The 26,736-nt window shown below is 70.3% G+C and carries 19 protein-coding genes and 1 pseudogene; 10 read left to right on the top strand and 10 right to left on the bottom strand.

The annotated features are described in order from the left end of the window. Positions 1 to 87: 87 nt before the first annotated feature. Entirely contained in the window at positions 88 to 228 is a 141-nt protein-coding gene (locus ACQ859_RS06330) for a hypothetical protein (RefSeq protein WP_157522617.1), read from the bottom strand. 55 nt (positions 229 to 283) lie between these two features. Continuing rightward, positions 284 to 1,303, bottom strand: a complete 1,020-nt coding sequence (gene dmeF, locus ACQ859_RS06325; protein ID WP_431265055.1) for a CDF family Co(II)/Ni(II) efflux transporter DmeF — start codon at positions 1,301 to 1,303, stop codon at positions 284 to 286. A gap of 81 nt (positions 1,304 to 1,384) precedes the next feature. On the opposite strand from dmeF, the gene ACQ859_RS06320 reads away from it, so the two are divergent. Both ACQ859_RS06320 and ACQ859_RS06315 read left to right on the top strand, forming a co-directional pair. Further along, entirely contained in the window at positions 1,385 to 1,660 is a 276-nt protein-coding gene (locus tag ACQ859_RS06320) for a metal/formaldehyde-sensitive transcriptional repressor (protein WP_431265054.1), read from the top strand. An 85-nt stretch (positions 1,661 to 1,745) separates the two neighbouring features. Continuing rightward, positions 1,746 to 5,453, top strand: coding sequence for a CheR family methyltransferase (locus ACQ859_RS06315; RefSeq protein ID WP_431265053.1), 3,708 nt, complete (start codon positions 1,746 to 1,748; stop codon positions 5,451 to 5,453). Between the two features lie 27 nt (positions 5,454 to 5,480). On the opposite strand, the gene ACQ859_RS06310 is transcribed toward ACQ859_RS06315, so the two are convergent. Then, positions 5,481 to 6,560 (bottom strand): GGDEF domain-containing protein, encoded by a 1,080-nt coding sequence (locus tag ACQ859_RS06310; protein ID WP_431265052.1) that lies wholly within the window; start codon positions 6,558 to 6,560, stop codon positions 5,481 to 5,483. 192 nt (positions 6,561 to 6,752) lie between these two features. On the opposite strand from ACQ859_RS06310, the gene ACQ859_RS06305 reads away from it, so the two are divergent. Then, the gene (locus ACQ859_RS06305) at positions 6,753 to 7,130 is read left to right on the top strand and encodes a hypothetical protein (RefSeq protein WP_431265051.1); all 378 of its coding nucleotides are present in this window, start codon (positions 6,753 to 6,755) and stop codon (positions 7,128 to 7,130) included. A 140-nt stretch (positions 7,131 to 7,270) separates the two neighbouring features. On the opposite strand, the gene ACQ859_RS06300 is transcribed toward ACQ859_RS06305, so the two are convergent. From ACQ859_RS06300 to ACQ859_RS06285, 4 genes are all read right to left on the bottom strand, one after another. Then, complete coding sequence (locus ACQ859_RS06300; protein WP_431265050.1) at positions 7,271 to 9,967, bottom strand: thiamine pyrophosphate-dependent enzyme; 2,697 nt, start codon at positions 9,965 to 9,967, stop codon at positions 7,271 to 7,273. 180 nt (positions 9,968 to 10,147) lie between these two features. Continuing rightward, a complete protein-coding gene (locus ACQ859_RS06295) occupies positions 10,148 to 11,692 on the bottom strand; it encodes a methyl-accepting chemotaxis protein (RefSeq protein WP_431265049.1) in 1,545 nt (514 codons plus the stop codon). A gap of 231 nt (positions 11,693 to 11,923) precedes the next feature. Further along, complete coding sequence (locus ACQ859_RS06290; RefSeq protein WP_431265048.1) at positions 11,924 to 12,160, bottom strand: hypothetical protein; 237 nt, start codon at positions 12,158 to 12,160, stop codon at positions 11,924 to 11,926. Between the two features lie 140 nt (positions 12,161 to 12,300). Next, positions 12,301 to 15,240, bottom strand: a complete 2,940-nt coding sequence (locus ACQ859_RS06285) for a two-component regulator propeller domain-containing protein (RefSeq protein WP_431265047.1) — start codon at positions 15,238 to 15,240, stop codon at positions 12,301 to 12,303. Between ACQ859_RS06285 and ACQ859_RS06280 the strand changes: the two genes are divergently transcribed. Next, a complete protein-coding gene (locus tag ACQ859_RS06280) occupies positions 15,239 to 15,439 on the top strand; it encodes a hypothetical protein (protein ID WP_431265046.1) in 201 nt (66 codons plus the stop codon). The genes ACQ859_RS06285 and ACQ859_RS06280 overlap by 2 nt on opposite strands. Positions 15,440 to 15,521: 82 nt before the next feature. Here ACQ859_RS06280 and rtcR read toward each other — a convergent pair whose 3' ends face one another. After that, on the bottom strand, positions 15,522 to 17,168 hold the full coding sequence (rtcR, locus tag ACQ859_RS06275; protein ID WP_431265045.1) for an RNA repair transcriptional activator RtcR: 1,647 nt from the start codon (positions 17,166 to 17,168) through the stop codon (positions 15,522 to 15,524). 296 nt (positions 17,169 to 17,464) lie between these two features. Between rtcR and ACQ859_RS06270 the strand changes: the two genes are divergently transcribed. From ACQ859_RS06270 to ACQ859_RS06250, 5 genes and pseudogenes are all read left to right on the top strand, one after another. After that, the gene (locus ACQ859_RS06270; RefSeq protein WP_431265044.1) at positions 17,465 to 19,051 is read left to right on the top strand and encodes a vWA domain-containing protein; all 1,587 of its coding nucleotides are present in this window, start codon (positions 17,465 to 17,467) and stop codon (positions 19,049 to 19,051) included. Between the two features lie 386 nt (positions 19,052 to 19,437). Next, positions 19,438 to 20,652, top strand: coding sequence for an RtcB family protein (locus ACQ859_RS06265; RefSeq protein ID WP_431265043.1), 1,215 nt, complete (start codon positions 19,438 to 19,440; stop codon positions 20,650 to 20,652). 87 nt (positions 20,653 to 20,739) lie between these two features. After that, complete coding sequence (locus ACQ859_RS06260) at positions 20,740 to 22,116, top strand: hypothetical protein (protein ID WP_431265042.1); 1,377 nt, start codon at positions 20,740 to 20,742, stop codon at positions 22,114 to 22,116. A 129-nt stretch (positions 22,117 to 22,245) separates the two neighbouring features. After that, positions 22,246 to 23,297, top strand: a pseudogene (gene rtcA, locus ACQ859_RS06255) (RNA 3'-terminal phosphate cyclase). 94 nt (positions 23,298 to 23,391) lie between these two features. Beyond that, complete coding sequence (locus ACQ859_RS06250; protein ID WP_431265041.1) at positions 23,392 to 24,369, top strand: aldo/keto reductase; 978 nt, start codon at positions 23,392 to 23,394, stop codon at positions 24,367 to 24,369. A 124-nt stretch (positions 24,370 to 24,493) separates the two neighbouring features. On the opposite strand, the gene ACQ859_RS06245 is transcribed toward ACQ859_RS06250, so the two are convergent. Together ACQ859_RS06245 and ACQ859_RS06240 are read right to left on the bottom strand one after the other, a co-directional pair. Further along, the gene (locus ACQ859_RS06245; RefSeq protein WP_431265040.1) at positions 24,494 to 25,549 is read right to left on the bottom strand and encodes an NAD(P)H-dependent flavin oxidoreductase; all 1,056 of its coding nucleotides are present in this window, start codon (positions 25,547 to 25,549) and stop codon (positions 24,494 to 24,496) included. Positions 25,550 to 25,655: 106 nt separating this feature from the next. After that, the gene (locus ACQ859_RS06240) at positions 25,656 to 25,871 is read right to left on the bottom strand and encodes a hypothetical protein (protein WP_431265039.1); all 216 of its coding nucleotides are present in this window, start codon (positions 25,869 to 25,871) and stop codon (positions 25,656 to 25,658) included. A 293-nt stretch (positions 25,872 to 26,164) separates the two neighbouring features. Here ACQ859_RS06240 and ACQ859_RS06235 point away from each other — a divergent pair, with 293 nt between their 5' ends. After that, positions 26,165 to 26,620, top strand: a complete 456-nt coding sequence (locus ACQ859_RS06235) for a hypothetical protein (RefSeq protein ID WP_431265038.1) — start codon at positions 26,165 to 26,167, stop codon at positions 26,618 to 26,620. Positions 26,621 to 26,736 lie beyond the last annotated feature (116 nt).

Below are 26,736 nucleotides of genomic sequence, written 5' to 3'. Positions count from 1 at the left end.
AAGGCCGCGTCGGACAGTCAGGCGGTCGGCGACGCAAGACTGCGTGGCTCCCTCATCAGATCGATCATTTCAATCTGATGGAACTGATCAGATCACCTGACGCAGCAAGGCATACAGCGCAATCGCGCCGGAGACCACCGCGCAGGCGGTCTTCATCGACCGGTTGGCCACGAAGGCGCCGATCAGGCTGCTGACGAGGATGGCGGCGAGGAGGTAGTTGGTTTTCATGGGCCGCGATTGTGGCGGCGCGCCGCAGGGCGTCCGCCGAGGTCCGCGGCGCGGATCAGACAGTCGCCCGATCGGGGCGGTTGATCTCGACGGTGACGTGAACAAGTTCCTCGTGGATGGCCAGCATCCGCCGCACCTCGTCCGGTCGGGCATCGGGACTGTCGGTGACCAGCGAGACGATGCAGGCGTACTGCGCGCGTCCGACGCGCCACACATGCAGGTCGGCGATCGCCGCGGGCCACGGCACGGCGGCGATGACCTCGCGGATCTCCTCAACGACCGGCGCGTCCATCTCCGCGTCCAGCAGCACGCGGCCGGTGTCGCGCAGCAGCCCGCGCGCCCACACGGCCACCAGCACCGCGCCCGCGATCCCCATCACGGGGTCGAGCCAGTCCGCGCCCCACAGCCGGCCGCCCAGCAGCGCCACGATCGCCAGCACCGAGGTCGCGGCATCGGCCAGCACATGCAGGTAGGCGGCGCGGAGGTTCAGGTCGTCGTGGCCGTGGCCGTCGTGCCCCTGCCCGCCGTCGCGATCGTGCGAATGCCCGTGACCGTGATCGTGTCCGGTCCCATGGCCGTGACCGTGACCGTGACCGTGGTCATGCCCATGATGGTGGGGCTCCCCGCGCAGCAGCCATGCGCAGGCGAGGTTCACCAGCAGGCCAACCGCCGCGACCGCGATTGCCTCGTCATAGTGGATCGGCGTCGGCGCGATCAAGCGCTCGACCGACTGCCACAGCATCAGTCCCGCGACACCGATCAGCAGCAGCGCGCTGCTGTAGCCGCCGAGGATCTCGATCTTCCAGGTGCCGAAGGCGAAGCGCCCGTCCTTCGCCCAGCGCCGCGCGGCGCCGTAGGCCAGCAGCGACACGCCCAGCGCCACCGCGTGCGAACTCATGTGCCAGCCGTCGGCCAGCAGCGCCATCGAATTGAAGACGTAGCCGCCGGCGATCTCCGCCACCATCATCAACGCCGTCAGCAGCACGGCCCAGCGCGTGTTGCGGGCCGCGAGCGGGTTGCCCTCGTCGAAGACGTGCGTGTGCTGCCAGGGCGAAGTCGGGATCGAGGAGGACATGGGGCGGGACCGGATTCAACCGGCGGATGGATACTCCCCCAGTATAGAAGCCGACATCGTCGCGTCGCTAGAATCCCCCTCATGGCACACACGATCACCGGCCGGAAGAGGCTGCTCACGCGCATCCGACGCATCCAGGGGCAGGCGGCGGCGCTGGAGCGCGCCGTCGACCAGGAAGGGGACTGCATGGCCATCCTGCAGCAGATCGCGGCCATCCGCGGCGCGGTCAACGGCCTGATGGCGGAGGTGCTGGAGGGCCATCTGCGCGAGCACGTCGGCGCCCCCGGCCTGAGCCCGGAACAGCGTGCCGCCGAGACCGACGCCGTCGCGGTCCTGCTGAAGTCCTACCTGCGCTGAGTGCCGGGCGCCGCGGTTGCCGGAGCGGCCAGGCGACAGGGGTAGACTGCGCCGCAGTTTTCCAATCAATACAACGGGATAGCGGGTGGACACTGAGGAGCGACAACCCTTGCGGGTGGTGGTGCTCGGCGGATCGGCGGGCAGCATCGATGCGCTCGGCACCGTGCTTGGTGCGCTACCGAACGAACCGGGCTTCGCGGTCCTGGTGATCACCCACCTCGACCCCAACGAGGAAACCAAGCTGCCCGAGGTCCTGCGTGACCGCACGGCGCTGCCGGTGGAACGCCTCGAGCACCTCACCAAGGTCCAGCACGGCCACGTCTATGTGCTGCCGGAGAACTGCGGCGTGATGGCGTTGGACGGCCACTTCCGACTCACCCGCCGCGTGCCCGGCCTGCATTTGCCGATCGACGCCTTCCTCGCCTCGCTGGCGCAGGACCCGGACCTCGACGGCGCGGTCGTCATCCTGTCGGGTACCGGGCAGGACGGCGCGGCCGGCCTCGTCGACCTGAAGGCGACCGGCGGCTTCGTGCTCGCCCAGGCCCCCAACACCGCCGCGCACGACGGCATGCCGGTCGCGGCGATCAACACCGGGCTGGTCGACGAGGTCCTGCCGCCCGAGGACATCCCCGCCGCGCTGCTGCGCCGCTTCGGCCAGCCGCACCACGAGAGCGACCTGCCCGGCTCCGCCGGCGTGGCGCAGGACGTCGACGCGCTCGAGACCGCGCTGGCGATCGTCCAGCAGAAGGCCGGCGTCAACCTCGGCTACGTCAAGGACGTCAACCTGCGCCGCCGCTTCCTGCGGCGCGTACTGCTGCAGAAGGACCGCGACGTCGGCGCCTACCTGCAGTTCCTGCGCACCGATCCCTACGAGGCGGCCGCGCTGCGCGACGACGTGCTGATCGGCGTCACCGCGTTCTTCCGCGACGCGGAGTTCGTCAACGTGCTGCGCCAGGTCGTGCTGCCCAAGCTGCTGGCGCTGCGCCACGACCCGATCCGCATCTGGGTGCCAGCCTGCTCCAGCGGCGAGGAGGTCTACACGATCGCCATGCTGCTCAAGGAGGCGATGAACGCCGAGGGCATCAACCGCCGCGTGCAGATCTTCGGCACCGACCTGAACGAGGCCTCGATCGAGACCGCCCGCGCCGGCCGCTACTCCGCCGCCGCGCTGGAGAACGTGCCGCAGCCTTTCCGCGACACCGCCTTCGTGCCGAGCTCCGGCGGGTACCTCGTGGCCAAGGACCTGCGCGAGATGTGCGTGTTCGCGCGGCACAACCTGCTGACGCATGCGCCGTTCTCCGGCATGGGGCTGATCAGCTGCCGCAACATGCTGATCTACCTGCGCAAGGAAGCGCAGCAGCATGTCTTCGAGGTGCTGCACTACGCCTGCCGCAACGACGGCTTCATGCTGCTGGGACGCGCGGAGGCGGCCTCGGTCGCCGACGGCTTCGAGCACGCCGGCGCGCCGCACCTGTACCGCAAGCTGCCGAACTCGCGCCGCCACCGGCCGCTGTTCCCGATCGACGCGCTGCGCCCCTGGGTCAGCGACGGCGACGCGCCGCGCGTGCCGCAGGCGCCGCCGCCGGACCTGGTCAGCGAGGCCGCCAACCGCATCGCGCTCGCGCGCTACGTGCCGCCCGGCTTCGTCGTCAGCCAGGGCGGCGACGTGGTGCAGTTCCGCGGCGACGTCTCCGCCTTCATCGCGCCGGCCAGCGGCGAGGCCACGCTCGCGCTGCCGCGCCTGCTGAACGCGGCGCTCAACGTGCCCGTGCGCACCGCGCTGGTCGAGGCCAAGCGCACCGGACAGCCGGTGCGCCGCGAGCGCGTCGCCTTCAATGACCGGCGCTACGTGCTGGAGGTCCTGCCGCTGGAGGCGGGCGAGGCGCTGCAGCATTTCCTCGTGACCTTCGCGCTCGAGCCCGACGAACCGGTCGCGGACGTGACCTCGGCGCTGTCCACGCCGCCGTTCTCCCCCAGCGGCGCCCGTGCGCGCGTCGACGAACTCGAACGCACCGTCACCACGCTGTCCGACGAGCTCGAGGCCACCCAGGCGCAGCTGCGCACGCTGGTCGTCGAGTTCGAATCGGCCAACGAGGAACTGCGCACCGCCAACGAGGAGATGCTCAGCACCAACGAGGAACTGCAGAGCGCCAACGAGGAGCTGCAGAGCGCGAAGCAGGAGCTCGAATCGGCCAACCAGGAGCTGCTCTCGCTGAACGAGGAGCTCAAGTCGCGCAACGACGAACTGGACCTCGCCAACGACGACCTCAGCAACCTGGTCGAGGGCATCCCGCTGCCGGTGGTCGTGCTGGATCGCCAGCTGCGGCTGCGGCATGCGTCGCCGCAGGTGGCGCAGCTCTTCGGCCTCGATCCCGCGGCGCTGGGCCAGGCGATCGGGCAACCGGTGGTGAACGTGACCTCGCGCTTCGCGGTGGGCCAGCTGGAGCAGCTGGTGCAGGCCGCCGTGCAAGGCCTGGCCCCGGTGGAGCATGAACACCAGGACACCGAGGGCCGCTGGTGGCTCATCAACGTGCGGGCCTACCGCACCGCGGACGAGCGCATCGACGGCGCGGTGATCGCCTTCCAGGACATCCATGAGCTGCGCTGCGCGCTGGAATCGGCGCAGCATGCGCGCGACGACGCGGAACGCGCCAACACCGCCAAGGACGACTTCCTCGGCATGGTCTCGCACGAGCTGCGCGCACCGCTGAACGTGATCTCGGGCTGGGCCTCGGTGCTGAAGCAGTCGCAGGAACGCGGCACGCTCGGCGAGGCGACCGCGACGCGGGCCATCGCCACCATCCTCAAGCACTGCCAGGCGCAGGCGCAGCTGATCGACGACCTGCTGGACGTGTCGCGCATCGCGTCCGGCCACCTGACGCTGGAGATGCGGCCTCTGGATCTTTCGGCCTGCGTGCGCACCGTGCTCGACAGCCTGCAGCCGGCGGCCGAGGCCAAGGGCCTGACGCTGAACGGCACCGGCCTCCAGCAGCCGCATCGCATCCAGGGCGACCAGCGCCGGATGCAGCAGATCGTCGCCAACCTCGTCGGCAACGCCCTGAAATTCACGCCGCGGGACGGGCGGATCACGGTGTCGCTGAGCCGCATCGGACCGACGGTGGAGTTGGCCGTCGTGGACAACGGCATCGGCGTCGCGGTGGAGCTGCTACCGCGGCTGTTCGACCGCTTCACGCAGGCCGACATCAGCCGCACGCGCGAGTACGGCGGCCTCGGCCTGGGGCTGTCCATCGTGCGCCACCTGGTGCTGGCGCACGGCGGCACGGTCACGGCGCACAGCGACGGCGAAGGCCGCGGCACGCGCCTGACGGTGCGCTTCCCGGCCGTCGAGCTGGTCTCGGACACGCCCGAGACGGCGCCGCGCCACGGCGCCGAGGCCAACCTGGGCGGCCTGCGCGTGCTGCTGGTCGATGACGACCCGCACGCGCTGGACGCGCTGCGGCATCTGCTGGAACTGGCCGGTGCCGAAGTCCGCGCCGCGGGCTCGGTCGAGCAGGGATGGGAGCAGGTCGCGGCGGCGTCCGAGCATCCGCCGCAGGCGCTCGTCAGCGACGTGGCGATGCCCGGCGCGGACGGTTATTCGCTGGTGCGGCGGCTGCGCGCGCGGGAACGCGCGCTCGGCACCGCGACCCCGCTGTATGCGGTGGCGCTGACGGGGCTGGCCACGCTGCAGGACCGGGACGCGGCGATCGCCGCCGGTTTCGACGAGCACCTGGCCAAGCCGGTGGACGTCGACCTGCTGATCGAGAAGCTCCTGCTGGCGCGCCCGCGCTGATCGGGGCCCAGCGCAGGCGCCGCCGGATCAGTCGGCGGCCTGGGCCAGCATCGCCGGCATGAGGACGGTGCGGCGGCGCGCGCGCTTGACCTCGTACATGCGCTGGTCGGCCAGATGCAGCGCCTGCTCGACGGTGAGGCCCGCCGGATCGAGCGCCACCACGCCGACGCTCGCGCCCGCGTACTGCAGCGCATGACCGTCGAGGTCGAAGCGGCCGACGCTCGCGAGCGCGGCGCGCTGTTCGAGCGTGCGCGCGGCCTGCGCCGGCTCGTCGCGTTCCACCAGCGGTCCCCGCGAGCGCGGCAGGCCGGCCAGGGTCACGCCCGGGCCGACGACGACGAATTCATCGCCGCCCACGCGCGCCAGCATGTCGGAGCCTCGCAGCTCCAGCGACAGGCGTTGCGCGATCTCGCGCAGGAACAGGTCGCCGCGATGGTGGCCCAGTTGATCGTTGACCGACTTGAAACCGTCGAGGTCGATGCAGCCCAGCAGCACGCAGGTGCCGTCGCGCGTGGCGCGCTGCAGCTCGCGCTGGAGTTCGTCGAACAGCGCGCGGCGGTTCGGCAATCCGGTCAACGCATCGGTCAGCGCATAGGTCGCCAGCTGCTCGTTGGCGGCGCGGAGGTCGGCCACCAGCCGCTCGCGCTGCAGGAACTGGCTCACCAGCGTCGAGAACAGCCGCAGCAGCGACTGCGCCTCGGGACTGACCGCGCGTCGCTCCGCGCTGGCCGCGCACAGCGTGCCCAGCAGCTCGCCGCCGTCGTCACGCACCGGGGCGCTGACGTAGGTCTGGATGCCCAGTTGACGCGCAGCGTCGGAGTCGCCCCAGCAGGCCGCCACGTCGCTGGTGGCCATGCGGCCGGCATCGAGCGCGCGCTTGCACAGCGTGTCCGACCAGGCGACCGTCAGGCCTTCCGGGATGGTCATCGTCCCGGCGTTCCGGGCCAGCAGCACGTGCTGCTCCCCGGCGCGCAGGTCGATGGTGGTGAGGTAGGTCGACTCCAGACCGGTGACCGAGCCCAGCATGTCCAGCAGCGGGCGGGTCAGCTGTTCCAGGTTGCGGGCGACGGGGACGGTCGACGTCAGGCGGGCGAGCAGGGCATCCAAGATCGGCAGTCGAAATCAGGGCTGAAGTCGTGGATGTTGTCACAACTGGAAAGCCGAGTCGGACGCCGTCCGTCATGACACCGGTGCCGTCCGCCGGATCGCGCGCGCGTCCTTCATCGGCGCGACATAGTGCCGCCCCGCCGGGCGTGGGAATTGCCGCTTTCGCAACACCGCAGACCAGGGAGAACCCGCATGCAACGCGATGGACAGTACCGCGGCGTGAGCTACCGCGTCGAATCGATGCCCGCCCCCGGCGGGGCCTTCACCGGCAGCTACCAGCTGCTCGATGCCGGAAGGCGCCGCAGCGACGCGACCGACCACGGCCTCCAGCCGGTCAACACCGCCGCCACCGCCGCCAACGACGCCTTCGGGGATGAGCTGGCGCCGGCCCAAGGCCTGGACGTCGTCCATCCGATCTCGGAGTCGGCCTGGGCGACGGAGAACGAAGCGCTCTCCTACGCCACCGAGGCGGCTTGTCACGCGATCGAGATCCTCCAGCTCGGGCGGCCCCAGGCGCAAGGACGGGGGAGCGCCTCGAGCAGGCGAAGGACGGATTCGCTGGGGCAGTAAGGGAGAGCGCCCAACCCCGTCAGGCCTGGCGCGGGCACTCCACGCCGCAGGGGGCATCCCTCCGGGAACCCCCAGCGGCATTCCGGCCCCACCGGCACCCGTTGCCCTCGGGCCTTGGGACTTTCTGACTGCGGGTGGGCTCAGATTTCACCGAGCGCACGTGCGACCAGTTCCACCTGCTCCAACTGGTGGATGGCGTGAGAGGAGGTCGCGCCGGATCCGTTCGCACGGCGGGCCACGCAGCGCAGTGGCACATGCTGCGGCAAGACCGCGTCCATCTGCTCGCGGATGAAGGTCCAGGCGCCCTGCTGTCGGTGCTCTTCCTGCACCCAGGTGATCTCGACCAGGCCCGGGTATCGGGCGAAGAGCGCCGTCAGTTCCTCCGCCGGGAAGGGATAGAACTGCTCGATGCGGGCGAGCGCCAGATCCGCGCGCGCCACCGACCGCCGTCCGCGTTCGAGGTCGTGATGCACCTTGCCGCTGCACAGCAGCAGGCGCTCGATCTGCGCCGGACGCTCGACCGCGGCATCGTCGATGACCGGTTGGAAACCGCCGGTCGTCAGGTCCGCGATCTCCGCGTGCGAGGCCTTCTCGTGATACAGCGTGCCCTTGGGCGACATCACGACCAGCGGCTTGCGCAAGGTGTCGAAGGCCTGCCGGCGCAGCAGGTGGAACCACTGCGCCGCCGTGGACGGGCAGGCCACGCGCAGGTTGTCCTCGCCGCACAGCTGCAGGAACCGGCTCAGGTAGCCGCTCGAATGATCGGGGCCGATGCCCTCGTTGCCGTGCGGCAGCAGCATCACCAGCGAGGAGGTGTCGCCCCACTTCTCTTCGCCGGAGCTGATGTACTGGTCGACGAAGACCTGCGCGCCGTTGACGAAGTCGCCGAACTGCGCCTCCCACACCGTCAGCGTGCGCTGCGCGCCGACGCTGTAGCCGTACTCGAAACCCAGCACCGCCTCCTCGGACAGCGGCGAGTTGAAGATGTCGAAGCGCCCGCGCGAGGGGTCGCCGGGACCCGCGCGTGGCGCCTCGCCGCGCGCTCCGCCGCGCTCCGCGTCAGGGCCGTGGTCGCGATTGCCGCCGCCGATCTGCCTCAGCGGGACGAACTCGGTCGGGACGCCCTCGCCCGACGGGCCGGTCGACGCGGTGGTCTGCGAGGTCCACACCGCCTGGCGATGCAGGAAGGTGCCCCGCCTCACATCCATGCCGGAGATGCGCACGTTGAGTCCGCCTTGCAGGATCGTCGCGTAGGCGAGGTTCTCGGCGAAGCACCAGTCGGCGCGCAGCGGCGGATCGGCCAGGGCCGCCATCCGCCGCCAGTGGTCGGTGAGCGTGCGCACCATGGCGTGCGGCTCGAAGCCGTCCGGCAGCCGCGTCATCGGATCGACGAGGGCCTGGAGTCCGGCGAGGTCCAGGGGCGGCACCTCGCCCGGGCGGCGCAGCGGCGATGGCGCGTCGTCCGCCTCGGGGATCCGCGGATCGGAGAACGCCTGGTGCGCGCGCACGCCGCTGCGCGTGACGTGCGAGGCCATGTCGGTGCCCGGCGGCAGGACGCGGTCGGCGCGCAACGCGTCGGCATACCGGTCGACGATCGTCGGATGCGTCTGCATCAGCGCGTGGATGCGCGGCCGCGTGAGCGCGGGGACGTCGCTCTCGGAGTGGCCGAGGCGGCGGTAGCCGATCAGGTCGATGACGATGTCGGAGCCGAAGCGCGCGCGCCAGTCGAGCGCGATCGCCGCGGCACGCAGCGCCTGCTCGGGTTCGTCGGCGTTCACGCGCAGGACCGGGGCGTCGACCATGCGCGTGACGTCGGTGCAGTACTGCGCCGGCCAGGCGCTCATCGGGTTCGGCTCGGTGAAGCCGACCTGGTTGTTGATGATCACGTGCACCGTGCCGCCGACGGTGTAGCCGGGCTTGCCGCCGAGCATCAGCGTCTCCATCACGACGCCCTGCCCGGCGAAGGCCGCGTCGCCGTGCAGCATCAGCGGCAGCACGAGCCGGCGCCCGTCCTGGTCCGCGCGCTCGCGGCCGAGCGCGTCCTGGCAGGCGCGCGCCAGGCCGGTGAGCACGGGATGCACGCTCTGCAGGTGCGAGGGGTTGTGCGCCAGCGTCAGCGTCAGGCGGCCCTGCGGCGTGTCGAGCTCGCGCTCGCCGCCGAGGTGGTAGATGAGGTCGGTGTGCAGCTCGGGATGCGGCGACTTCGGATCGAAGAAGTCCAGCACGCGCGCGGGCGGGAAGCCCATCAGGTTGACCAGCACGTTGACGCGGCCGCGGTGCGGCATGCCGAGGAACACGCGCCGCACGCCGTGGCCGGCTGCTGCCTCGCAGAGGGCGTCCAGCAGCGGGATCAGCGTCTCGTTGCCTTCGAGCGAGAAGCGCTTCGCATGCGGGAAGGCCTGCGCGACATGCTGCTCCCAGCCCTGCGCGCGGATCAGGCGGTCGAGCAGCGCGAGGCGCTCGGCGGCGCCACCCGCCCCGGGTGGCGCGGACTCCATCGCGTGGTGGAGCCAGTCCCGCCGCGACGCGTCGCGCACCGCGCTGGCATCGAGCGCCAGCCCGCCGCAGTAGATCGCCTTCAGCGCGCGGTCGAGATCGCCGACGGTGCGGGCGCTCCACAGTGGCGTGCCCCGCGGCGACAGCCAGTCGCCGGGGTTCAGCCCGAAGCGCTGCGGATCGAGCAGCGTCGGATCGGCCGGGCGTGACAGGCCCAGCGGATCCAGCCGCGCGCTGCGATGACCGTCGCGGCGATGCGCCTCGATGAAGGCGAGCACTTCGGGCCGCCAGCGCGTGGACGACTCGCCCGCAGGCGCGCCGTCGTGGATGCGATCGTTCATTTGAAACTCCCTGGTGAGTGGCGAAGACCGCAGCCCTCACCCCCGCCCTCTCCCGCTTGCGGGAGAGGGAGTCCCACCGGATCCCTTCCAACGCTCTCGCGCTTGCGGGAGAAGCACCGGACCGAGGGAATGACACCCTCTCCCGCAAGCGGGAGAGGGTGGGGTGAGGGCCAGCGGCCGTCAAAGTACGAAGGCCCGCACCGCGTTGTTCAGATGCGCCGCCTCGTCCTGCAACGCCTTGGCCGACGCGGTGCTCTGCTCGACCATCGCGGCGTTCTTCTGCGTGGTGTCGTCCATCTGGATGATGGCCGCATTGACCTGCTCGATGCCCATGCTCTGCTCGCGGCTGGAGGCGCTGATCTCGGCGACGACACCGCTGACGCGCTGGATGCCGGAGACGACCTGGGTCATCGTCGCGCCCGCCTGCTCGACCAGCCGACCGCCGGCGTCGACCTGTTCGGTCGACTGGACGATCAACGACTTGATCTCCTTGGCCGCGCCGGCCGACCGCTGCGCCAGCGCCCGGACCTCCGAGGCCACCACGGCGAAACCGCGTCCGTGCTCGCCGGCGCGCGCGGCCTCGACCGCCGCGTTCAACGCCAGGATGTTGGTCTGGAACGCGATGCCGTCGATCGTGCCGATGATCTCGCCGATGCGCTGCGAGGACGCGGAGATGGCGCTCATCGTGGCGACGACCTCGCCCACGGCCTTGCCGCCGGCGCCGGCGACTTCCGACGCCGAGGCGGCGCTGGCATTCGCCTGATCCGCGTTGTCGGCGCTCATGCGGACCGCTGCGGTCAGCTGCTCCATGGCGGAGGCGGTCTGCTGCAGCGCGCTGGCCTGCGCCTCGGTGCGCGCCGAGAGATCGGCGTTGCCCTGCGCGACTTCCTTCGCCGCGGCGGAGATGGTGTCCGCGCCCTGCCGGACCTCGGAGACGATGCGATGCAGGCTGCGCACCATGTGCTGCAGCGCGCCGATGAGGCGCCCGATCTCGTCGGTGCTCTGCGGCAACGGTCGCAGCGTGAGGTCGCCCTTGGCGACGTCCTCGGCCAGCTGGATCGCGCCGTGGATGCGCTGCGTGATGGAGCGCGTGATGCTGATCGCCGTCACGACGCCCAGCACCACGGCGATCGCGGCCACCAGCGTCATCCACAGCTTGGACCGCCGCGCGTCCTCCTTGGCGCTGACGACGTCGTTCGCCATGGCCTTGGCCTGGTAGTCGACCATCTTGTCGATCAGCGCGTAGTAGCGGACCTGCGACTGCGCCATGTCGCCCTGGTAGACGGCCATCGCCTGCTCGCGCTGACCGGCGGCCACGAGGTCGAAGAGCTTGCGCACCGCGGCGCCGTAGACCTTGCGGGCCTCCGACTGCTCGGCAAAGATCGCCTTCGCCTCGTCGGTGTTGAGCATCTTCTCGAACTTCGCGAAGTTCTCGGTGTTGGCGGCGCGGACGGCGGCGTAGTCGTCCATGTAGCGCTTGGCCTGCGCGGGGTCGGTGGCCATCAGCAGGCGGCCGATCACGATCACGCCCTGGTCGCCGACATTCTTGATGTCGTCGCTGACGGCGATCTGCGCATAACGGTCCTCCACCACCCGGTCCATCGTGCCGCTGGTGCGGTTCAGCACCGAGACGGCCACGGCCAGCACGAGCAGCAGCAAGGCGATGACGACGGCAAATGCGGCGGCCAGCCGCGTGCCGATATTGAAGTTGGACAACGTTGGCATGTTTTTTCTCCCTGAGGCCGAACGGTCGGACCTCGGCGGGGCAAAAAACGGACCGGACAGCTTTACCTGCTACTGCCACACAAGGTATGGGGCTACCTGCTACTGCCACCCAAGGCATGGCTCCCCGTGGCCCCGATTTGGGATGCACCGCTAGGCGCAAACCGGAGCCATAGCCCAGCTATGGCGAGGATTTGCAACGACGCGGTGCGCCCAAAGCGGGGCCACGGGGAGTCATGCCTGCTGGGCGAAGGTGGCGATGTATTGACACGCCACGCGATCGGCGTGGGCGACGGCCTCGTCGGCGGAAGGGAATTCATCGTCCAGCTCGTGCCAGGCGGTGACGCCGGGACGGCCGTCCTCCTCGCCCTTGACGACGAATCGCCCTCGCCACGGTCCGGCGCCCGGCCCGTGGGTATCGAGGACGTAGGTGCGGCCCCTGTGCTGGCGGACGGTCTGCGAGGTCGTCATGGTCGGCAACGGTCGGACGGACGCTGGAATGCCGGGTCGACGGGCGCGAAGGGGGCGCGCACGGACACGGGTGACGCGGAGCCCCTGTTGTACACCCGCGTCCGTCCCCAGGGAATGAAATCCCTGTGAAGGCGCGGGCGTCAGCGCACCTGGTTGCGCCCTTCGCGCTTGGCGGCGTAGAGCGCCTCGTCCGCCTGGGCGATGAGGTTCTCCAGCGTGCAGGTGTCGCTGGGCACGCAGGCGGCGACGCCGAGGCTGATGGTCACGACCGGCCCCGCCGGCGAGGTCGGATGCGGCATGGCGAGCGATTCGATGCCCGAACGGACGGACTCGGCGACCTTGAGCGCCGCCTCGCGGTCGGCGCCCGGCAGCAGGACGACGAACTCCTCGCCGCCGTAGCGCGCCGCCAGATCGCCGGCCCGGCCGATCGAGGCGCCGAGCACCGCGCCCACCGCGCCCAGGCACTCGTCGCCCTTGAGGTGGCCCATCTGGTCGTTGTAGCGCTTGAACGCGTCGACATCGGCGAGCACCAGCGCGAGCGAGGTACCCGTGCGGCGCGCGCGGCGCCATTCCTCGTCGGCCGCCTCGTTGAAGCGGCGACGGTTGGGCAGGCCGGTGACCGCATCCAGGAAGGAGAGCTGCTTCAGATGCTCGTTGGCCTGCCGGAGCTCCTCGGTGCGCTGGGCCACCAGTCGCTCCATCTCGATGTGGCGTTCGCGCAGCTGGCGTATCCGGAACATCACCGCGCCGGCAAAGAACCCGATCGCACCGACCGCGACGAGGAAGTGGAACCAGCCGGTCTCATGGAAGCGCGGCTGCACGGTGATCGGCAGCGGGGTGTCCGATTCGCGCCAGCGCTGGCCGTCGCCGGACACCGCCAGGCGCAGCTTGTACTGGCCGTGGGAGAGCGCGGGGAAGGTCAGCTCGCGGTCGTTGCCGACATCGGTCCAGCCGCGCGACAAGCCTTCCATCCAGAAGCGGAAGCGCACGCGATCCGCCTCGCGCAGCGTCGACGCGGCGAGGCTGACCGACAGCGCCACCGGCCCCGGCGGCAGCACCAGCGGCTGGCCGTCGAGCGCCAGGGTTTCGCCGTCGACCTTGATCTGCTCGATGCGCACCGTCGGCGGTTCGCCGCCACCGGGCAGATGCTCGGGATCGAGCACCACCAGGCCCGCCGAGGACGGCAGCCAGACGCGACCCCGGGCGTCGATCGCGCCGGCGGCCTGCAGGTTGCCGGCGAAGCTGGTCGCGCGCAGCGTGTCGCCGGGCCCGAAACCGACCGACCGCACCTGCTTGAGTCCGCCGTCGAGGAAGGCGTCGAGGTCGTCGCGCGCGACGCGGTAGAAGCCGCGGTCGCAGGTCATCCAGAAGTGTCCGGACCGGTCCTCCAGGAAGACCTGCGACAACCCGTCCCACAGCCCGTCCGCCGGCTTGATCGCGCCGACGCGGCCCTCCTTGATCCGGTTGATGCCTTCGCCGTTCGTGCCGATCCAGAGTTCGCCGCGGGCGTCTTCCTTCAGTGCGATGACCCAGTCGGACACCAGGCCGTCGGCCGTCGTGAACTGCCGGGCCTTGCCGTCGCGCCAGCGCACCAGGCCCTGCCCGGTGGTGCCGAACCAGAGGGCGCCCGCGCGGTCCTGCAGGATCGCCGCGACGCCTTCGGTGGGCAGGCCGGGTGCCTTCACGACGTCGAAGCCCTGGCCGTTGAACCGCGCCAGCGCCGAGCGCGTGCCGACCCACACCGTGCCGGCGCGGTCTTCGTAGATGGCGCGGATCTCGACGCCGGGCAAGCCGCTGTCGGCGCCGAAGGTGTCGATGTGGCCGTCCGGCCGCCGGCGCGCGACACCGGCCGTGTAGGTGCCGATCCAGAGCGTGCCGTCGCGCGCCTCGTGCAGCGTCGAGACCTCGTCGGTGGGCAGGCCGTCGGCCTGGCGCAGCGTCGTGATGCGGCCGTCCTTCAGCCGGTTGATCCCGCCGCCGGAGGTCGCGGCCCAGATCGCGCCGTCGCGCGCGGCGACGACCGAGCGGACATTGTCATGGCTGAGGCCCTCGGGCGTGCCGAGCACGGTGAATGCGCGGTTGCGCAGCCGGTTCAGCCCGTCGACCCAGGTGCCGACCCAGACGCTGCCTTCGCGGTCGGCCATCAGGGACCAGATCTGGTTGCCGGCCAACCCGGTGCCCGGGCCAGGACCGTGGCCGGTCGAGATCGTGCTGAAGCGCCCGTCGCGCAGACGGCTGACGCCGGCGCCCCAGCTCCCGATCCACAGGTCGCCGCGGACGTCGCGGGTCAGCGCGGTCAGGTGATCGCTGGGCAGGCCGTCGGCGGTCGTGTAGACGCGCATCTCCGGCTGGTCCACGCCCCGCATGCGGACGAGTCCGCCGCCCGCCGTCGCGGCCCAGACGCCGCCGGCCGGGTCGGCCATCACGAAGCGGACCTGCGCATGCGGAAAGCCCGCGGCCGGATCGAAGGTCTTGAACTTGCCGTCCGGCGTCATCGCGAGCAGGCCGGCGCCGGTGGTGCCGATCCAGAGCGTGCCGGCGGTATCGAAGGCGGCGCTGCGGAGCCGCGCGGCGGGCAGGCCGTCCGCCGCGCCGAAGACCTTGACCGCCCCGTCCTTCCATCGGACCAGGCCGCCATCGCCCGCGGCCCAGATCGCGCCGGTCTTGTCCTCGACCAGGGACCAGATCCTGCGGCGGCTCACCTGCGCCTTGGTGATGGCCGTCGAGAAGCGCCCATGCTCGTAGACGGTGACGCCGTTGGGATGGCCGATCCATAGCCGGCCCTGGCGATCCTCGAGCAGGGCGAACACCGGTTGCGAGGCGACGTCCGGCGCCCGCGCGGCGTCGAAGGTCACGAAACGCTTGCCGTCGAAGCGGGCCAGGCCGCCAGCGGTGCCGATCCACAGGCCGCCGTCGCGGGACTGGAGCAGCGCCTGGACCGTGTTGAGCGGCAGGCCTTGTTCGGTCTGCCAGAGATCGATCTTGTACTGGCTGACCGCGCGGATCGGATCGGAGAGGTCGCCGATCGCGCCAAGGTCGGCGGCCGATGCCGATGCCGATGCCGATGCCGATGCAGACATGGTCTTCGCCGCCAGGGGCGCGGACGCTGCGGTCGTCGCCATGGCGCCGGATGCCGAGACCACCATGCAGAACGCGGCGATCAGCCACGCCGACACCCGACGATGTCTCGGCATCGCAGGTGCGGGAGGGGCGCAGGCGCTGGAGGAGGACCGGTCGAAAGTCATAGGCGGCGGAGACGGCGATTGTGACCGGTCCTGAAGAAGCATCCGGGCTGCCGTACGGGGGACGGGTGCGGATCGCGTGAAGGCATGGAAGCGTGGCGACGTGGCGGAACCTCCGCTCATCGCACCGCGACGACGCGATCCCAGGACAGGCCGAACTTCAGCAGGTACTTCCGCAGCCGGTCCGCATCGTTGACGACACTGCGCGCCTGCCGGCTCGCATGGAAGAGCTGCCGTCCCGCCTCCGACAGCGAAGAGGCCGCCGCGCACACGCGCAGCACGGCGGCGAGCTGCAGGCGGTCGAAGAGGTCCATCGCTTCCAGCACCGGCGGATCGAAGAGCGCGGCCAGCAGGGCTTCGCCGCCCGCCTCGCCGCCGCCCGCGCCACCGGCCTGGCCCGGCCGGCCGGACCCGGCGGTGTCCCGCTCCCACAGCCATTCGAGCCGCGCGATCTCGGCCTCGACCAGCGGCGTGCCGATGCGCCCGCCTTCGGCCAGCGTCACCAGCCGCGTCACCGACGCCGACAGGTCGCGGAAGTTGCCGCTCCACGGCGCGCGCGGCGACTGCGCGAAACCCAGGTAACGCGTCTTCGCCTCGGCGTTGAAGCGCACGGCGCGGCCGCTCTCGCGACCGACCTGCTGCACCAGGTGATCGACGTTGGGCTCGATGTCCTCGGGCCGGTCGCGCAGCCCCGGCAGGCTGTAGGTCCACAGGTTGATCCGCGCGAACAGGTCGTCGCGGAAGCGCCCCGCCGCGACCTCGGCGCGCAGGTCGCGGTTGGTGCCGGCGATCAGCTGGAAGTCGCTGGCCACCTCGCGGTCGGCGCCGACGGGCAGGAAGCGCTTCTCCTCGATGGCCTTCAGCAGCATGGCCTGCTCGTCCAGGCCCAGCTCGCCGATCTCGTCCAGGAACAGCAGCCCGCCGTCCGCCGTGCGCAGCAGGCCGGCGCGATCCGCCATCGCGCCGGTGAACGAGCCCTTCTTGTGCCCGAACAGCGTCGACGCCGCGCCGTCGCCGCGCAGCGTCGCGCAGTTGACCTCGACGAAGGCGCCTTCCAACTGATGCCGCGTCTGCTTCAGCTCGTACATCCGGCGCGCCAGGAAGGACTTGCCCGCGCCCGTCGGCCCGGCCAGCAGGAGGGGCGCGCGCGAATGCACGGCCACGCGCTCGATCTCCTCGATCAGCGCGTTGAAGCGGCGGTTGCGCGTCGCGATGCCGCTCTTCAGGAAGGCGACGGCGTCGTGCTGCTCCGCCTCGAAGCGCTGCGCGATGCGGTCGTAGCGCGACAGGTCCAGGTCGATCAGCGTCATCGAGCCCGGATCGCCCTCGCGCTGCTTGCGCGGCGGCGAGGTCTGCAGCAGCACGCCCGGGATGAAGCGGGCCTCCACCATCAGGAACATGCAGATCTGCGCGACGTGCGTGCCGGTGGTGATGTGGGCCCAGTACTGCTCGTGTGCAGGGTCGAAGCGGTAGCCGCGCACCCAGTCGTAGAGCGTCGCGTAGACCTCGCCGAAGTCCCAGGGGTCCTCGTGGGGCATCGGGATGAGCTGGACCTCCGTCTCCGGCGAGATCTTGGCGATGTCGGTCCGCAGCAGCTCCGCGAGGGTCAGGTGTTGCGGCGCATGGAAGAGTTCCAGCCGGTGCACGACCACGTCCGGCTGCGACACCAGCGAGATCGTCGGCCGCCACTTCTCCCACCGGCCGGCGCCCTGCCCGCTGTCCAGCTGCGACCCCAGGTAGCCGATCACCACATTCTTCTTTGCCATGGGCCGCAGTTTATCCGCGCGGCCGAGGCGCCCTAGCTTTTTCGCTAGCGATCTAGCCAACCATCCAATCCCGGAGCAGGTCGTGGATGAATGGAGGGCGGCAATCTCCGGCCATCCTCTCTGCAATCAGAAAACTTTTCCCTTTCAAATCAATGATTTGATGAACAACCGGACAAGACCTGGCCCAGCCGGGCAAGACCTGGCACGGGCGTTGCAATGAAGAAGGCAAGACAACACGGCAACGCCGCATCAGAGCGACACGGCAACGCCGAACGACATCCGACAGGGAGGACAACATGGTCAACACGCAACTCTTCAAGACGACGCCCGGCAAGCTGCCGCCCGCCGCGGACGCGGTGAACCAGTCCGGCGCCCGGGCCTACGGCTACAAGACCCGGCATCGCCTGGCGCAACTGGCGGCGACCGGCTGCATGACGTCGACGTTCTACGCCGGCGCTCAATCCCAGCTGGAAGATGCGCTGGCCCTGGCTCAGGATGTCGACACCGCCTTCCTGGCCAAGACCGCGGTCTACGCCCGCCAGTCCGGTCACATGAAGGACATGCCCGCGCTGCTGGCCGCCGTGCTGGCGCAACGCGACATCGCGCTGCTGCAGCCCGTGTTCGGCCGCGTCGTCGACAACGGCAAGATGCTGCGCAACTTCGTGCAGATCCTGCGATCGGGCCAGACCGGCCGCAAGTCGCTGGGATCGCGTCCAAAGAAGCTGGTGCAGCAATGGCTGGTGACCGCGAGCGAGCAGCGCCTGCTGCAGGCGTCCATCGGCACCGAGCCGACGTTGGCCGACGTGGTCCGCATGGCCCACCCCAAGCCGGCGGAAGCTTGGCGCGCGGCGTGGTTCGCGTGGCTGATCGACCGCCCGTACGACGAAGCGGCCTTGCCGCCCGCGACGCTGGCCTACGAGCGCTTCAAGCGGGCGCTGCTGTCCGGCAAGACGGAAGGCGCGACGGCGGACGACCTGCCGCCCGTGCCCTTCCAGATGCTGACGGCGCTGCCGCTGAACGACTCGCACTGGGCGCGCATCGCGGCGCAGGGCTCGTGGCAGATGGTCCGTCAGAACCTGAACGCTTTCGCTCGCCATGGCGTGTTCGAGCGTCCGGGGATGACCGCGCAACTGGCCGCGCTGCTGCGTGATCCGAAAGCCGTGGCTTCGGCCCGCGTGCTGCCGTACCAGCTGATGACGGCGTTCAATGCGGCGTCTGACGTGCCGTCGCAGATCCGCGACGCGCTGCAGGACGCGATGGAAGCCGCGCTGGTCAACGTGCCGGCGGTCGAGGGCCGTGTCGTGGTCTGCCCGGACGTGTCGGGGTCGATGTCGTCGGCGGTGACCGGCGGACGCGGCTCGGCGACCTCGGTGGTGCGATGCATCGACGTGGCCGCCCTGGTGGCCGCGGCGCTGGTCCGCAAAAACCCGGACTGCCGCGTGATGCCGTTCGAATGCGACGTCGTGTCGGTCAAGCTGAATCCCCGCGATTCGGTGATGACCAACGCGGCCAAGCTGGCGGCGGTCGGCGGAGGCGGGACCTCGGTCAGCGCACCGCTGCGGCTGCTCAACAAGGAGCAGGCCCTGGTGGACCTGGTCGTGATCGTGTCCGACAACGAATCGTGGATCGACGCGCGCCGTCACGGCGCGACCGAGACCATGACACAGTGGGAGGCGATCAAGGCCCGATGCCCGACGGCGAAGCTGGTGTGCATCGACATCCAGCCCGGCGCCTCGACGCAGGCGGTGGAGCGCCAGGACGTGATGAACGTCGGCGGCTTCTCGGATGCGGTGTTCCGCATGGTCGGCGAGTTCGCCGGCGGCGCGACCGAGGTCGGCCACTGGGTCCGCGAGATCGAACGCGTATCGCTGGATCCGCAGTGAAAGATTGAATGATTGAATGATTGAATGAAGGCTGTCGACGGCACCGGATGCGGTTGCCGCGGCGAGCGATGAATGCCGGTGGAACTACAGCACTCTTAATGCCCTGGTCGCGGGTTCGAATCCCGCCGGGGTCCTTCGGGACACCGTAGCTCAGCCTGGTAGAGCAGGAACATGTTTCACCATCCCTTGTCATCGCTCACCGCGGCAACTGCCCGGTCGAGTCCCAGCACCCTGTTTTTGCGGTGAATGCAGGCAGGACTACATCGGTAGAGCACCGGCCCTTCGGGGCGCGGAGGTCGCGGGTCCGAATCCCGCCCGGCGCAAGCCGGTAGCTCAGACAACGTCTTGCCGATCCCTTGTCACCGCGCTTTTGAATGGAACGAATCATGAAGAACTACAACGAGATGGAAGTCGCCGGCGGCGTGCCGGTGAAGATGTGGACGCAAGGCGTGCCCGTCGAGGACGAAGCGCGCAAGCAGCTGATGAACGCGGCGAAGCTGCCGGTGGTGTTCAAGCACATCGCGGCGATGCCCGACGTGCACCTGGGCATCGGCGCGACGGTGGGCTCGGTGATCCCGACGCTGAAGGCGATCATCCCGGCCGCGGTCGGCGTCGACATCGGCTGCGGGATGATGGCCTGCAAGACCACGCTGCGCGCCGAGGACCTGCCGGACAACCTGGGTCCGCTGCGTTCCGCGATCGAGGCCGCCGTGCCGCACGGCCGCACGCCCAAGGGCCGCGACGTCGGCGCGTGGGAGAACCCGCCCGAGATGGTCGACGCGGCCTGGGCGGAGCTGCAGCCCGATTTCGCCGAGATCTGCCGCGACTACCCGAAGCTGAAGAACACCAACAACCACAAGCACCTGGGCACGCTCGGGACGGGCAACCACTTCATCGAGGTCTGCCTGGATGAAGTGGGCTTCGTGTGGTTCATGCTGCATTCGGGTTCGCGCGGTGTCGGGAACGCGATCGGCACGATGTTCATCGAGCTGGCGAAGAAGGACGCGATGCAGCATCAGGCCAACCTGCCCGATGCCAACCTCGCGTACTTCGAGGAAGGCGCGAAGTACTTCGGCGACTACGTGCGCGCGGTGGGCTGGGCACAGAAGTTCGCGGAGACCAATCGCGAGGTGATGATGCGCCGCGTGATCGTCGCCGCGAAGAAGGTGATCGGGAAGAAGTTCGAGAGCCACATCGAGGCGGTGAACTGCCACCACAACTACGTGCAGAAGGAGACCCACTTCGGCCAGGACGTGTTCGTGACCCGCAAGGGTGCGGTGAGCGCGAAGCAGGGCCAGATGGGGATCATCCCCGGCAGCATGGGCGCGCGCAGCTACATCGTGCGCGGCAAGGGAAACCCGGAGAGCTTCGAGAGCTGCTCGCACGGGGCCGGCCGCACGATGAGCCGCACGGAAGCCAAGCGCCGCTTCACGCTGAAGGACCAGCGCGCCGCCACCGAGGGCGTCGAGTGCCGCAAGGACGCCGACGTCATCGACGAGATCCCGATGGCCTACAAGGACATCGACGCGGTCATGGCGGCCCAGCAGGACCTGGTGGAGGTGGTGCACACGCTCAAGCAGGTGGTGTGCGTGAAGGGATGAGGAACATGAAACCGGCCTGACGGCCGGCGACGAACGGACGGCGCGCGCGGCTACGGCGACGCGCGTCGTACCGTCAGGGAGAAAAAGATGAACTGGAAGGATTGGTTCGAGAGGCTGAGGGAAGAACCCGCCTCGACATGGGACGCCCACGCGTGGATGGCGCATCTCGATTCGACGAGCGGCTTTGAGCGCGAGGTGGCGGTCCGCAATCTCGGACGCCTGCGGGCGCCCGAGGCGTTGCCGGGTCTGCTGGTGCGCCTCAACGACTGGGTACCGGCCGTGCGCGCCGCGGCGCGCGAGGCGGTCAGTCTCTACCTGACTGATGACCTGCTGTCCGCGTGGCCGACCGCGCTTCCGGCAATGATCCACCTGCTGCGCGGCAAGCGGGACGACCATTGGCCGATGTTGTCGGCGATCGGCGGCTTCCTCGGCCAGCCCGCGCGTGCGGGCGCGCTCGTCGGCGCTCAGGCGCCTGCGGATCCGGCGGTGCGTCGGTGGCTGGTCGGCATCGAATGGCTGGCGACCGGAGAGGCCGCGCGTGCCGCCATGCTGACTGCCCGCATGGGCAGCGCCGACATCGTCGACGCCATGTGGGCGCTGCGCCAGGTCGATCTGCTCGGCAGCGCCGCGGCGCGTCCGGCCCTGTGGCTGAACGCCTGCACGAATCCGCACGGGATCGTGCGGGCACAGGCGCTGCGCCGACTCTGCGCCGAGGCGCCCGAGATCGGCGCGGCGGCCGCGGTCCGGATGGCACTCGACGCCACGACGGGCGTGCGTGACGTCGCGATCGCGCAGCTGCGCAAGTCCGGCGGCGTCGACGAGGTACGAGCGGTGGCGGAGGCGCTGCTTCAGGCGCCATCGCAGGCACCGCGAGGCGGTGCTCCGGCGCTGCTGTTCCTCGCCGCCGTCGATCCCGCGGGAAGAAGCGCTCGCGCGGCAGCGTTGATGGCGCGGATCGATGCCGACAAGCCCGTCGCCAGGGTTCGTGCGCTGGCGCTGCAGCACCTGATCGCGACGACGTCCGGCGACGCGCAGGACGAGTGGATCCTCACCGCCCTGCGCGACGGATCCACCGTGGTCCAGCGCGTCGCGGTCAACGCGATCGCGAACGGCGCAGGCGCGCCGGGTCCGCGGACGCTGTGGCCGGTGATGCTGGGACATGGCACACGGAGCGCCTTCCATCGCGGGCTGCGGATCCTCCAGCACTGGGGGCTGTGGGTCCAGCTGGAGTCGCTGCTGACGCTCTTCCAGACTCGCAGTCCGATCGAACGCGGCGACGAGCTCGTCTCGGCGCTGCAGCAGTGGTTGCGCGCGACGCGATCGGGCGTGACGCCGCCGCCGGAGCCTCAGGCCACCACGCTGCGCACCTTGTGGGACGCCTGCGAGACGACGATGCCGCATTGGCTTCGTCATCGGATGGCGTTCGAGTTGACCGGAATCGGGCTGCTGCAGACGTCGCGTTGAAGCCGACGTTGACGACGGCCGATTCGAAGAAGATCGAACAAAAGACAAAACAGAAGACCAAGAGAGAAGGCGCGGACCCGCGGCGCATCGCCGCGGGTCCCGCGAGAAGCAATGAAGATCAGGGAGAACATGGTTGAACTGGACGGCTCGCACGGCGAAGGCGGCGGACAGATCCTGCGCACGGCGCTCGCGCTGGCGATGTGCACCGGCACGCCGCTGCGCATCGAGCGCATCCGCGCGAAGCGCCCCAAGCCGGGCCTGATGCGCCAGCACCTGACCTGCGTGCTCGCCGCGCAGGAGGTCTGCGGCGCGACGGTGGTGGGCGCGGAGCTGGGCTCGCAGGCGCTCGAGTTCCGGCCCGGCCAGGTGCATGCCGGCGACTACCGCTTCGCGGTCGGCACCGCGGGCAGCTGCACGCTGGTGCTGCAGACGGTGCTGCCGCCGCTGATGCTGGCCGACGGACCGAGCCGCCTGCAGCTGTCCGGCGGGACGCACAACCCGATGGCGCCGCCCTTCCATTTCCTGCAGCGCACCTTCGCGCCGCTGATCCGCCGTGCGGGGGCGAAGCTGGATCTGACGCTGCGCCGTCACGGCTTCTACCCCGCCGGCGGCGGCGAGATCGAGGCGGTCATCACGCCGGCCGTCGGGGGCTGCGCCCGTTCGACCTGCTCGAGCGCGGCGAGCCGCTGGACGCCTTCGCCGAGGTGCTGGCGCCCGCGCTGCCGCGCGGCGTCGCGGAACGCGAGCTCGAAGCCCTGCAACGCCTGACGGGCTGGGATCAGCATCAGCTGCGCGTCGGCACGGCGCGACAGAACGAAGGGCCGGGCAACGCGCTGATGACGCCGCTGGTGCATGAACACTTGACGGAGGTCTTCATCGCCTTCGGCGAACGCGGCCTGTCGGCGGAAGAGGTCGCACAAACCGTCTTCAAGGAGATGCGCGCGTATGAGCTCTCCGCCGGCGCGGTCGGCCCGCACCTGGCGGACCAGCTGGCGCTGCCGCTCGCGCTGGCGGTCGCGGGTTCCGGCCGTCCGGCGGCCTATACCTGCACGGAACTGACCGAGCACAGCCGCACCAACTTCGGCGTCATCGAGCGTTTCCTGGCCGTGCGCTTCGACTCGCGGCTGGAGGTCTCGCGCGCCGGCAACGCCTGGCGCGTGGACGTCCTTCCGGCGACGTAACCACCTTGAAACGCGGCGCCCGCGCGCCGCGTCACAATCCCGCACCGCGCGCCCACCCGGGCGCGTTCCCCATTCCAGAACGCGCAAGCCCACCATGAGCCACGCCCTTCCGCTGCAGCAGCACCTCCCGACCGTCAGCCCGCTCGCCTACGGCTGCATGGGCCTGGGCGGCCACTGGGACGACTCCCCGTTCACCGCCGCCCACGTCGACCATGCGCAGGCCGCCGTCGAGGCCGCGCTGGAGATCGGCGTCACGCTGTTCGACCACGCCGACATCTACACCCGCGGCAAGGCCGAATCCGTCTTCGGCGAGCTGTTCCGCCGTCAGCCCTCGCTGCGCGATCGCATCGTGCTGCAGAGCAAGTGCGGCATCCGCTTCGCCGACGAGGAAGGCCCCGGTCGCTACGACCTGTCCGGCGGCTACATCGTCCAGGCCGTGGAGGCCAGCCTCAAGCGCCTGGGCACCGAACGCCTGGACATCCTGCTGCTGCATCGCCCGGATCCGCTGATGCAACCCGAGGAGATCGCCGAGGCCTTCCAGCGCCTACGCGCGGCGGGCAAGGTGAGCCACTTCGGCGTGTCCAACATGAACGTCGGCCAGATGGCCTGGCTCGGCCGTGCGCTGGATCAGCCGCTGGTCGTGAACCAGCTGGAACTCGGCCTCGGCCATCTGGAGCCACTGGACGCCGGCACCTGCTTCAACGACCGCCAGGCCGCGGCACGCCCCGGCGCGCTGGCCTGGACCGGCACGCTGGAACACTGCCAGCAGCACGGCATCCAGCTGCAGGCCTGGGCCGCGCTGGCCCGCGGCCGCTTCAGCGGAGAGACCGCGCAGGACCCGGCCGACGAAGCCGCCCGCGTGCTGGTCCAGAAGCTGGCGCAGGAACACGGCGTCAGCACCGAAGGCATCCTGCTGGCGTGGCTGATGAAGCATCCGGCACGCATCCAGCCGGTCATCGGCTCGGCCAATGCGGACCGCATCCGCGCCTGCGGCGATGCGCTGAAGGTTCAGCTCAGTCGCAACGAGTGGTACGCGTTGTACGTGGCAGCGCGTGGGGCGCCGTTGCCTTGACTGCGTAGTCCGGGCGTTGGCCGCGAGAGCGCAGGGCCCCGGCCGCAAGGGCCGAAACCCCGCGCCCTCCCGTCCCCAACCAGTACCGTCCTTCGACGGTTTTGCCACCGAGAACTTTGAGAGATCAGAACGCCGCGCTGAGCTCGGTCACGAGCGCCGCCGCGCCGATCTCACGCACCGCGGCGAAGTTCTGCCCCGACCATAGCGGCGAGAAATCGCCGCTGCCTTGCGCCTCGGCCTTCGCGCGCAACGGCGCAATGCTGGAGGTCGCCAGCGGGAACTCCGGCGCCGCGTCGTTCAACGGACCGACCTCGCGCATGTAGCGGTTCACGATGCCGCGCGCAGGCCGACCGGTGAAGAGATTCGTCACCGCCGTGTGGTGATTCGCCGGGTCGCGCAGCGCCGCCCGGTGCGGCGCACTGGTCGTCGCTTCCTCGCACAGCAGGAAGGCCGTGCCCAGTTGCACCGCCGACGCGCCCAGCGCCAGCGCCGCGCGGATGCCACGCACATCGGCGATGCCGCCCGCCGCGATCACCGGCACCCTCACCGCGCGTACGATCTGCGGCAGCAACGCCATCGTCCCCGGCTGACGCGTCAGGTCGTCGCTGAGAAAGTGGCCGCGATGACCGCCCGCCTCCCAGCCTTGCGCGATGACACCGTCGGCGCCATGCGCCTCCAGCCATCGGGCCTCGTCGACCGTGGTCGCGCTGCCCAGGACCAGACTGCCCCAGCCCTTCACGCGCGCGACCAGTTCCGCCGACGGCAGGCCGAAATGGAAACTCACCACCGGCGGCTTGAACGGCTCGACCAGGTCGGCGATCTCCGCGGTGAACGGCGCCCGTCCGGGGCCCGCCTTGATCTGCGTCGGATCGATGCCGAACTCGGCGTAGTACGGTCCGAGGCGATCGCGCCAGCGGGCCTCGCGCGCATCGTCCGGCGCCGGCGGGGAGTGGGCGAAGAAGTTGACGTTGAACGGCTTGTCGGTGCCGTCGCGCAAGGCCTTCAACTCCTTCTGGAGCACCTCGGGCGTCAGCATCGCCGCGGGCAGCGAACCCAGCCCGCCCGCGTTGCTCACCGCGAGCGCCAGCCGCGCGTCCTGCACGCCGGCCATCGGTGCCTGGACCAGCGGCAACCGGGTGCCGAGGAAGAACGGGGAGAAAGGCGCGCTGGAGGTAGGCATGGCCGCGGATCCTGGACTCGACAAGACGGGTCCTGATGATCGCGCAAGGCCGATGCCCCTGCCACGCCGAGCCCCTCTCGAAGGGCGGACTACGGCCCCCCGTCTGTCACTTGCAGGTGAAGCTCTTGGCGTTCACTTCCTTGACGTTGCCCGCGCCGCAGGTGGCGCTGGCCTGTTCGCTCATCTTGCGGACGTCTTCCATGCGCTGCGTGTTGGCCTCGCTGGTGTTGGGAGCGATCACGCAGCCGGTCGACAGGACGGCGGCGGCGCCGGCCAGCAGCCAGGCCATCGGACGGGCGGCGGGAATGGAGCGGATGGTCATGGAACGGGTCCCTCGAAAGTTGATGTCGGGGCGCAGTCTAGGCAAGCGCGCCCGCGGCGGAGGGTCCTCCGACCAACCGGCCTCCAGAGCGGACGAACTGCAGGAGGGGGCGATGCACCGTCGACGCTCGCCCAGAAGGAGCGGCCCGACAGCTCGATCCCGCAAGGCTCGATGTCCCAAGGATCAGGGGCCGGGCGCATGTCGCCCAGAAACCCCATTCACACGCGCTTGACGAAGGCCCGGTAGGCTGCGCCCCTCGTCCTGCGGTCCAGCGGGACGATCCAGGAGTTGCCGTGACTGACCTTCACTCGATCCAGCGCCCTGCGACCGCAGTCCGTGCTGTGCTCGCAGTGGCAGTCCTGTGCGCGCTGCTGAGCGCCTGCAGGTCGGAGTCGACCGGCCGCAAGCCGGACATGACCGCCTATGAAACCGCGCAGCACGACCGTTGCGTCGCGTTGCTGCGCCCGATGCTGCACGGCCAGCCGGTGCGCTCGACAGCCGTCGAGCACGGCACGCAGGGACTGGACTACGTCTGGGTGAACGCCGAGGTCCACGACGACGACGACGACCTCGACCGCCGCCTGGCCAAGGGCACGAGCGTCGGCGGCCACTGCCAGTTCGAGGCCGGCGGCGCGGGCGTGCATCTGCATGTCTATGCGCTGGACGACGAGGCTTCGCCGATGCCGGCCTCTGGCTACCGCTTCGTGGCGGGCCCGCGCGACGTGCTCGTGAGCGCCGGCGCCCACTGACGGGTCGACGGCCGCCCGGCCGACAGGACGGTCCGGCGGTTCAGCGGATACTTCCGCATCCCCCGACTCGCGGGAGCGCAATTGGCTGCCCCCTCCGCCCCTCCCGTCCCCCCGGA

The organism is Roseateles chitinivorans (assembly GCF_050632235.1).
GTDB lineage: Bacteria > Pseudomonadota > Gammaproteobacteria > Burkholderiales > Burkholderiaceae_C > Roseateles > Roseateles chitinivorans_A.
This window is presented reverse-complemented; position numbering and strand designations above follow the sequence as displayed.

Coding starts and splice junctions, on each gene's coding strand:
- ACQ859_RS06330 (WP_157522617.1), bottom strand. CDS start 228: ATGAAAACCAACTACCTCCTCGCCGCCATCCTCGTCAGCAGCCTGATC.
- dmeF (WP_431265055.1), bottom strand. CDS start 1,303: ATGTCCTCCTCGATCCCGACTTCGCCCTGGCAGCACACGCACGTCTTC.
- ACQ859_RS06320 (WP_431265054.1), top strand. CDS start 1,385: ATGGCACACACGATCACCGGCCGGAAGAGGCTGCTCACGCGCATCCGA.
- ACQ859_RS06305 (WP_431265051.1), top strand. CDS start 6,753: ATGCAACGCGATGGACAGTACCGCGGCGTGAGCTACCGCGTCGAATCG.
- ACQ859_RS06300 (WP_431265050.1), bottom strand. CDS start 9,967: ATGAACGATCGCATCCACGACGGCGCGCCTGCGGGCGAGTCGTCCACG.
- ACQ859_RS06295 (WP_431265049.1), bottom strand. CDS start 11,692: ATGCCAACGTTGTCCAACTTCAATATCGGCACGCGGCTGGCCGCCGCA.
- ACQ859_RS06290 (WP_431265048.1), bottom strand. CDS start 12,160: ATGACGACCTCGCAGACCGTCCGCCAGCACAGGGGCCGCACCTACGTC.
- ACQ859_RS06280 (WP_431265046.1), top strand. CDS start 15,239: ATGGTCTTCGCCGCCAGGGGCGCGGACGCTGCGGTCGTCGCCATGGCG.
- ACQ859_RS06285 (WP_431265047.1), bottom strand. CDS start 15,240: ATGTCTGCATCGGCATCGGCATCGGCATCGGCATCGGCCGCCGACCTT.
- rtcR (WP_431265045.1), bottom strand. CDS start 17,168: ATGGCAAAGAAGAATGTGGTGATCGGCTACCTGGGGTCGCAGCTGGAC.
- ACQ859_RS06270 (WP_431265044.1), top strand. CDS start 17,465: ATGGTCAACACGCAACTCTTCAAGACGACGCCCGGCAAGCTGCCGCCC.
- ACQ859_RS06265 (WP_431265043.1), top strand. CDS start 19,438: ATGAAGAACTACAACGAGATGGAAGTCGCCGGCGGCGTGCCGGTGAAG.
- ACQ859_RS06260 (WP_431265042.1), top strand. CDS start 20,740: ATGAACTGGAAGGATTGGTTCGAGAGGCTGAGGGAAGAACCCGCCTCG.
- ACQ859_RS06250 (WP_431265041.1), top strand. CDS start 23,392: ATGAGCCACGCCCTTCCGCTGCAGCAGCACCTCCCGACCGTCAGCCCG.
- ACQ859_RS06245 (WP_431265040.1), bottom strand. CDS start 25,549: ATGCCTACCTCCAGCGCGCCTTTCTCCCCGTTCTTCCTCGGCACCCGG.
- ACQ859_RS06240 (WP_431265039.1), bottom strand. CDS start 25,871: ATGACCATCCGCTCCATTCCCGCCGCCCGTCCGATGGCCTGGCTGCTG.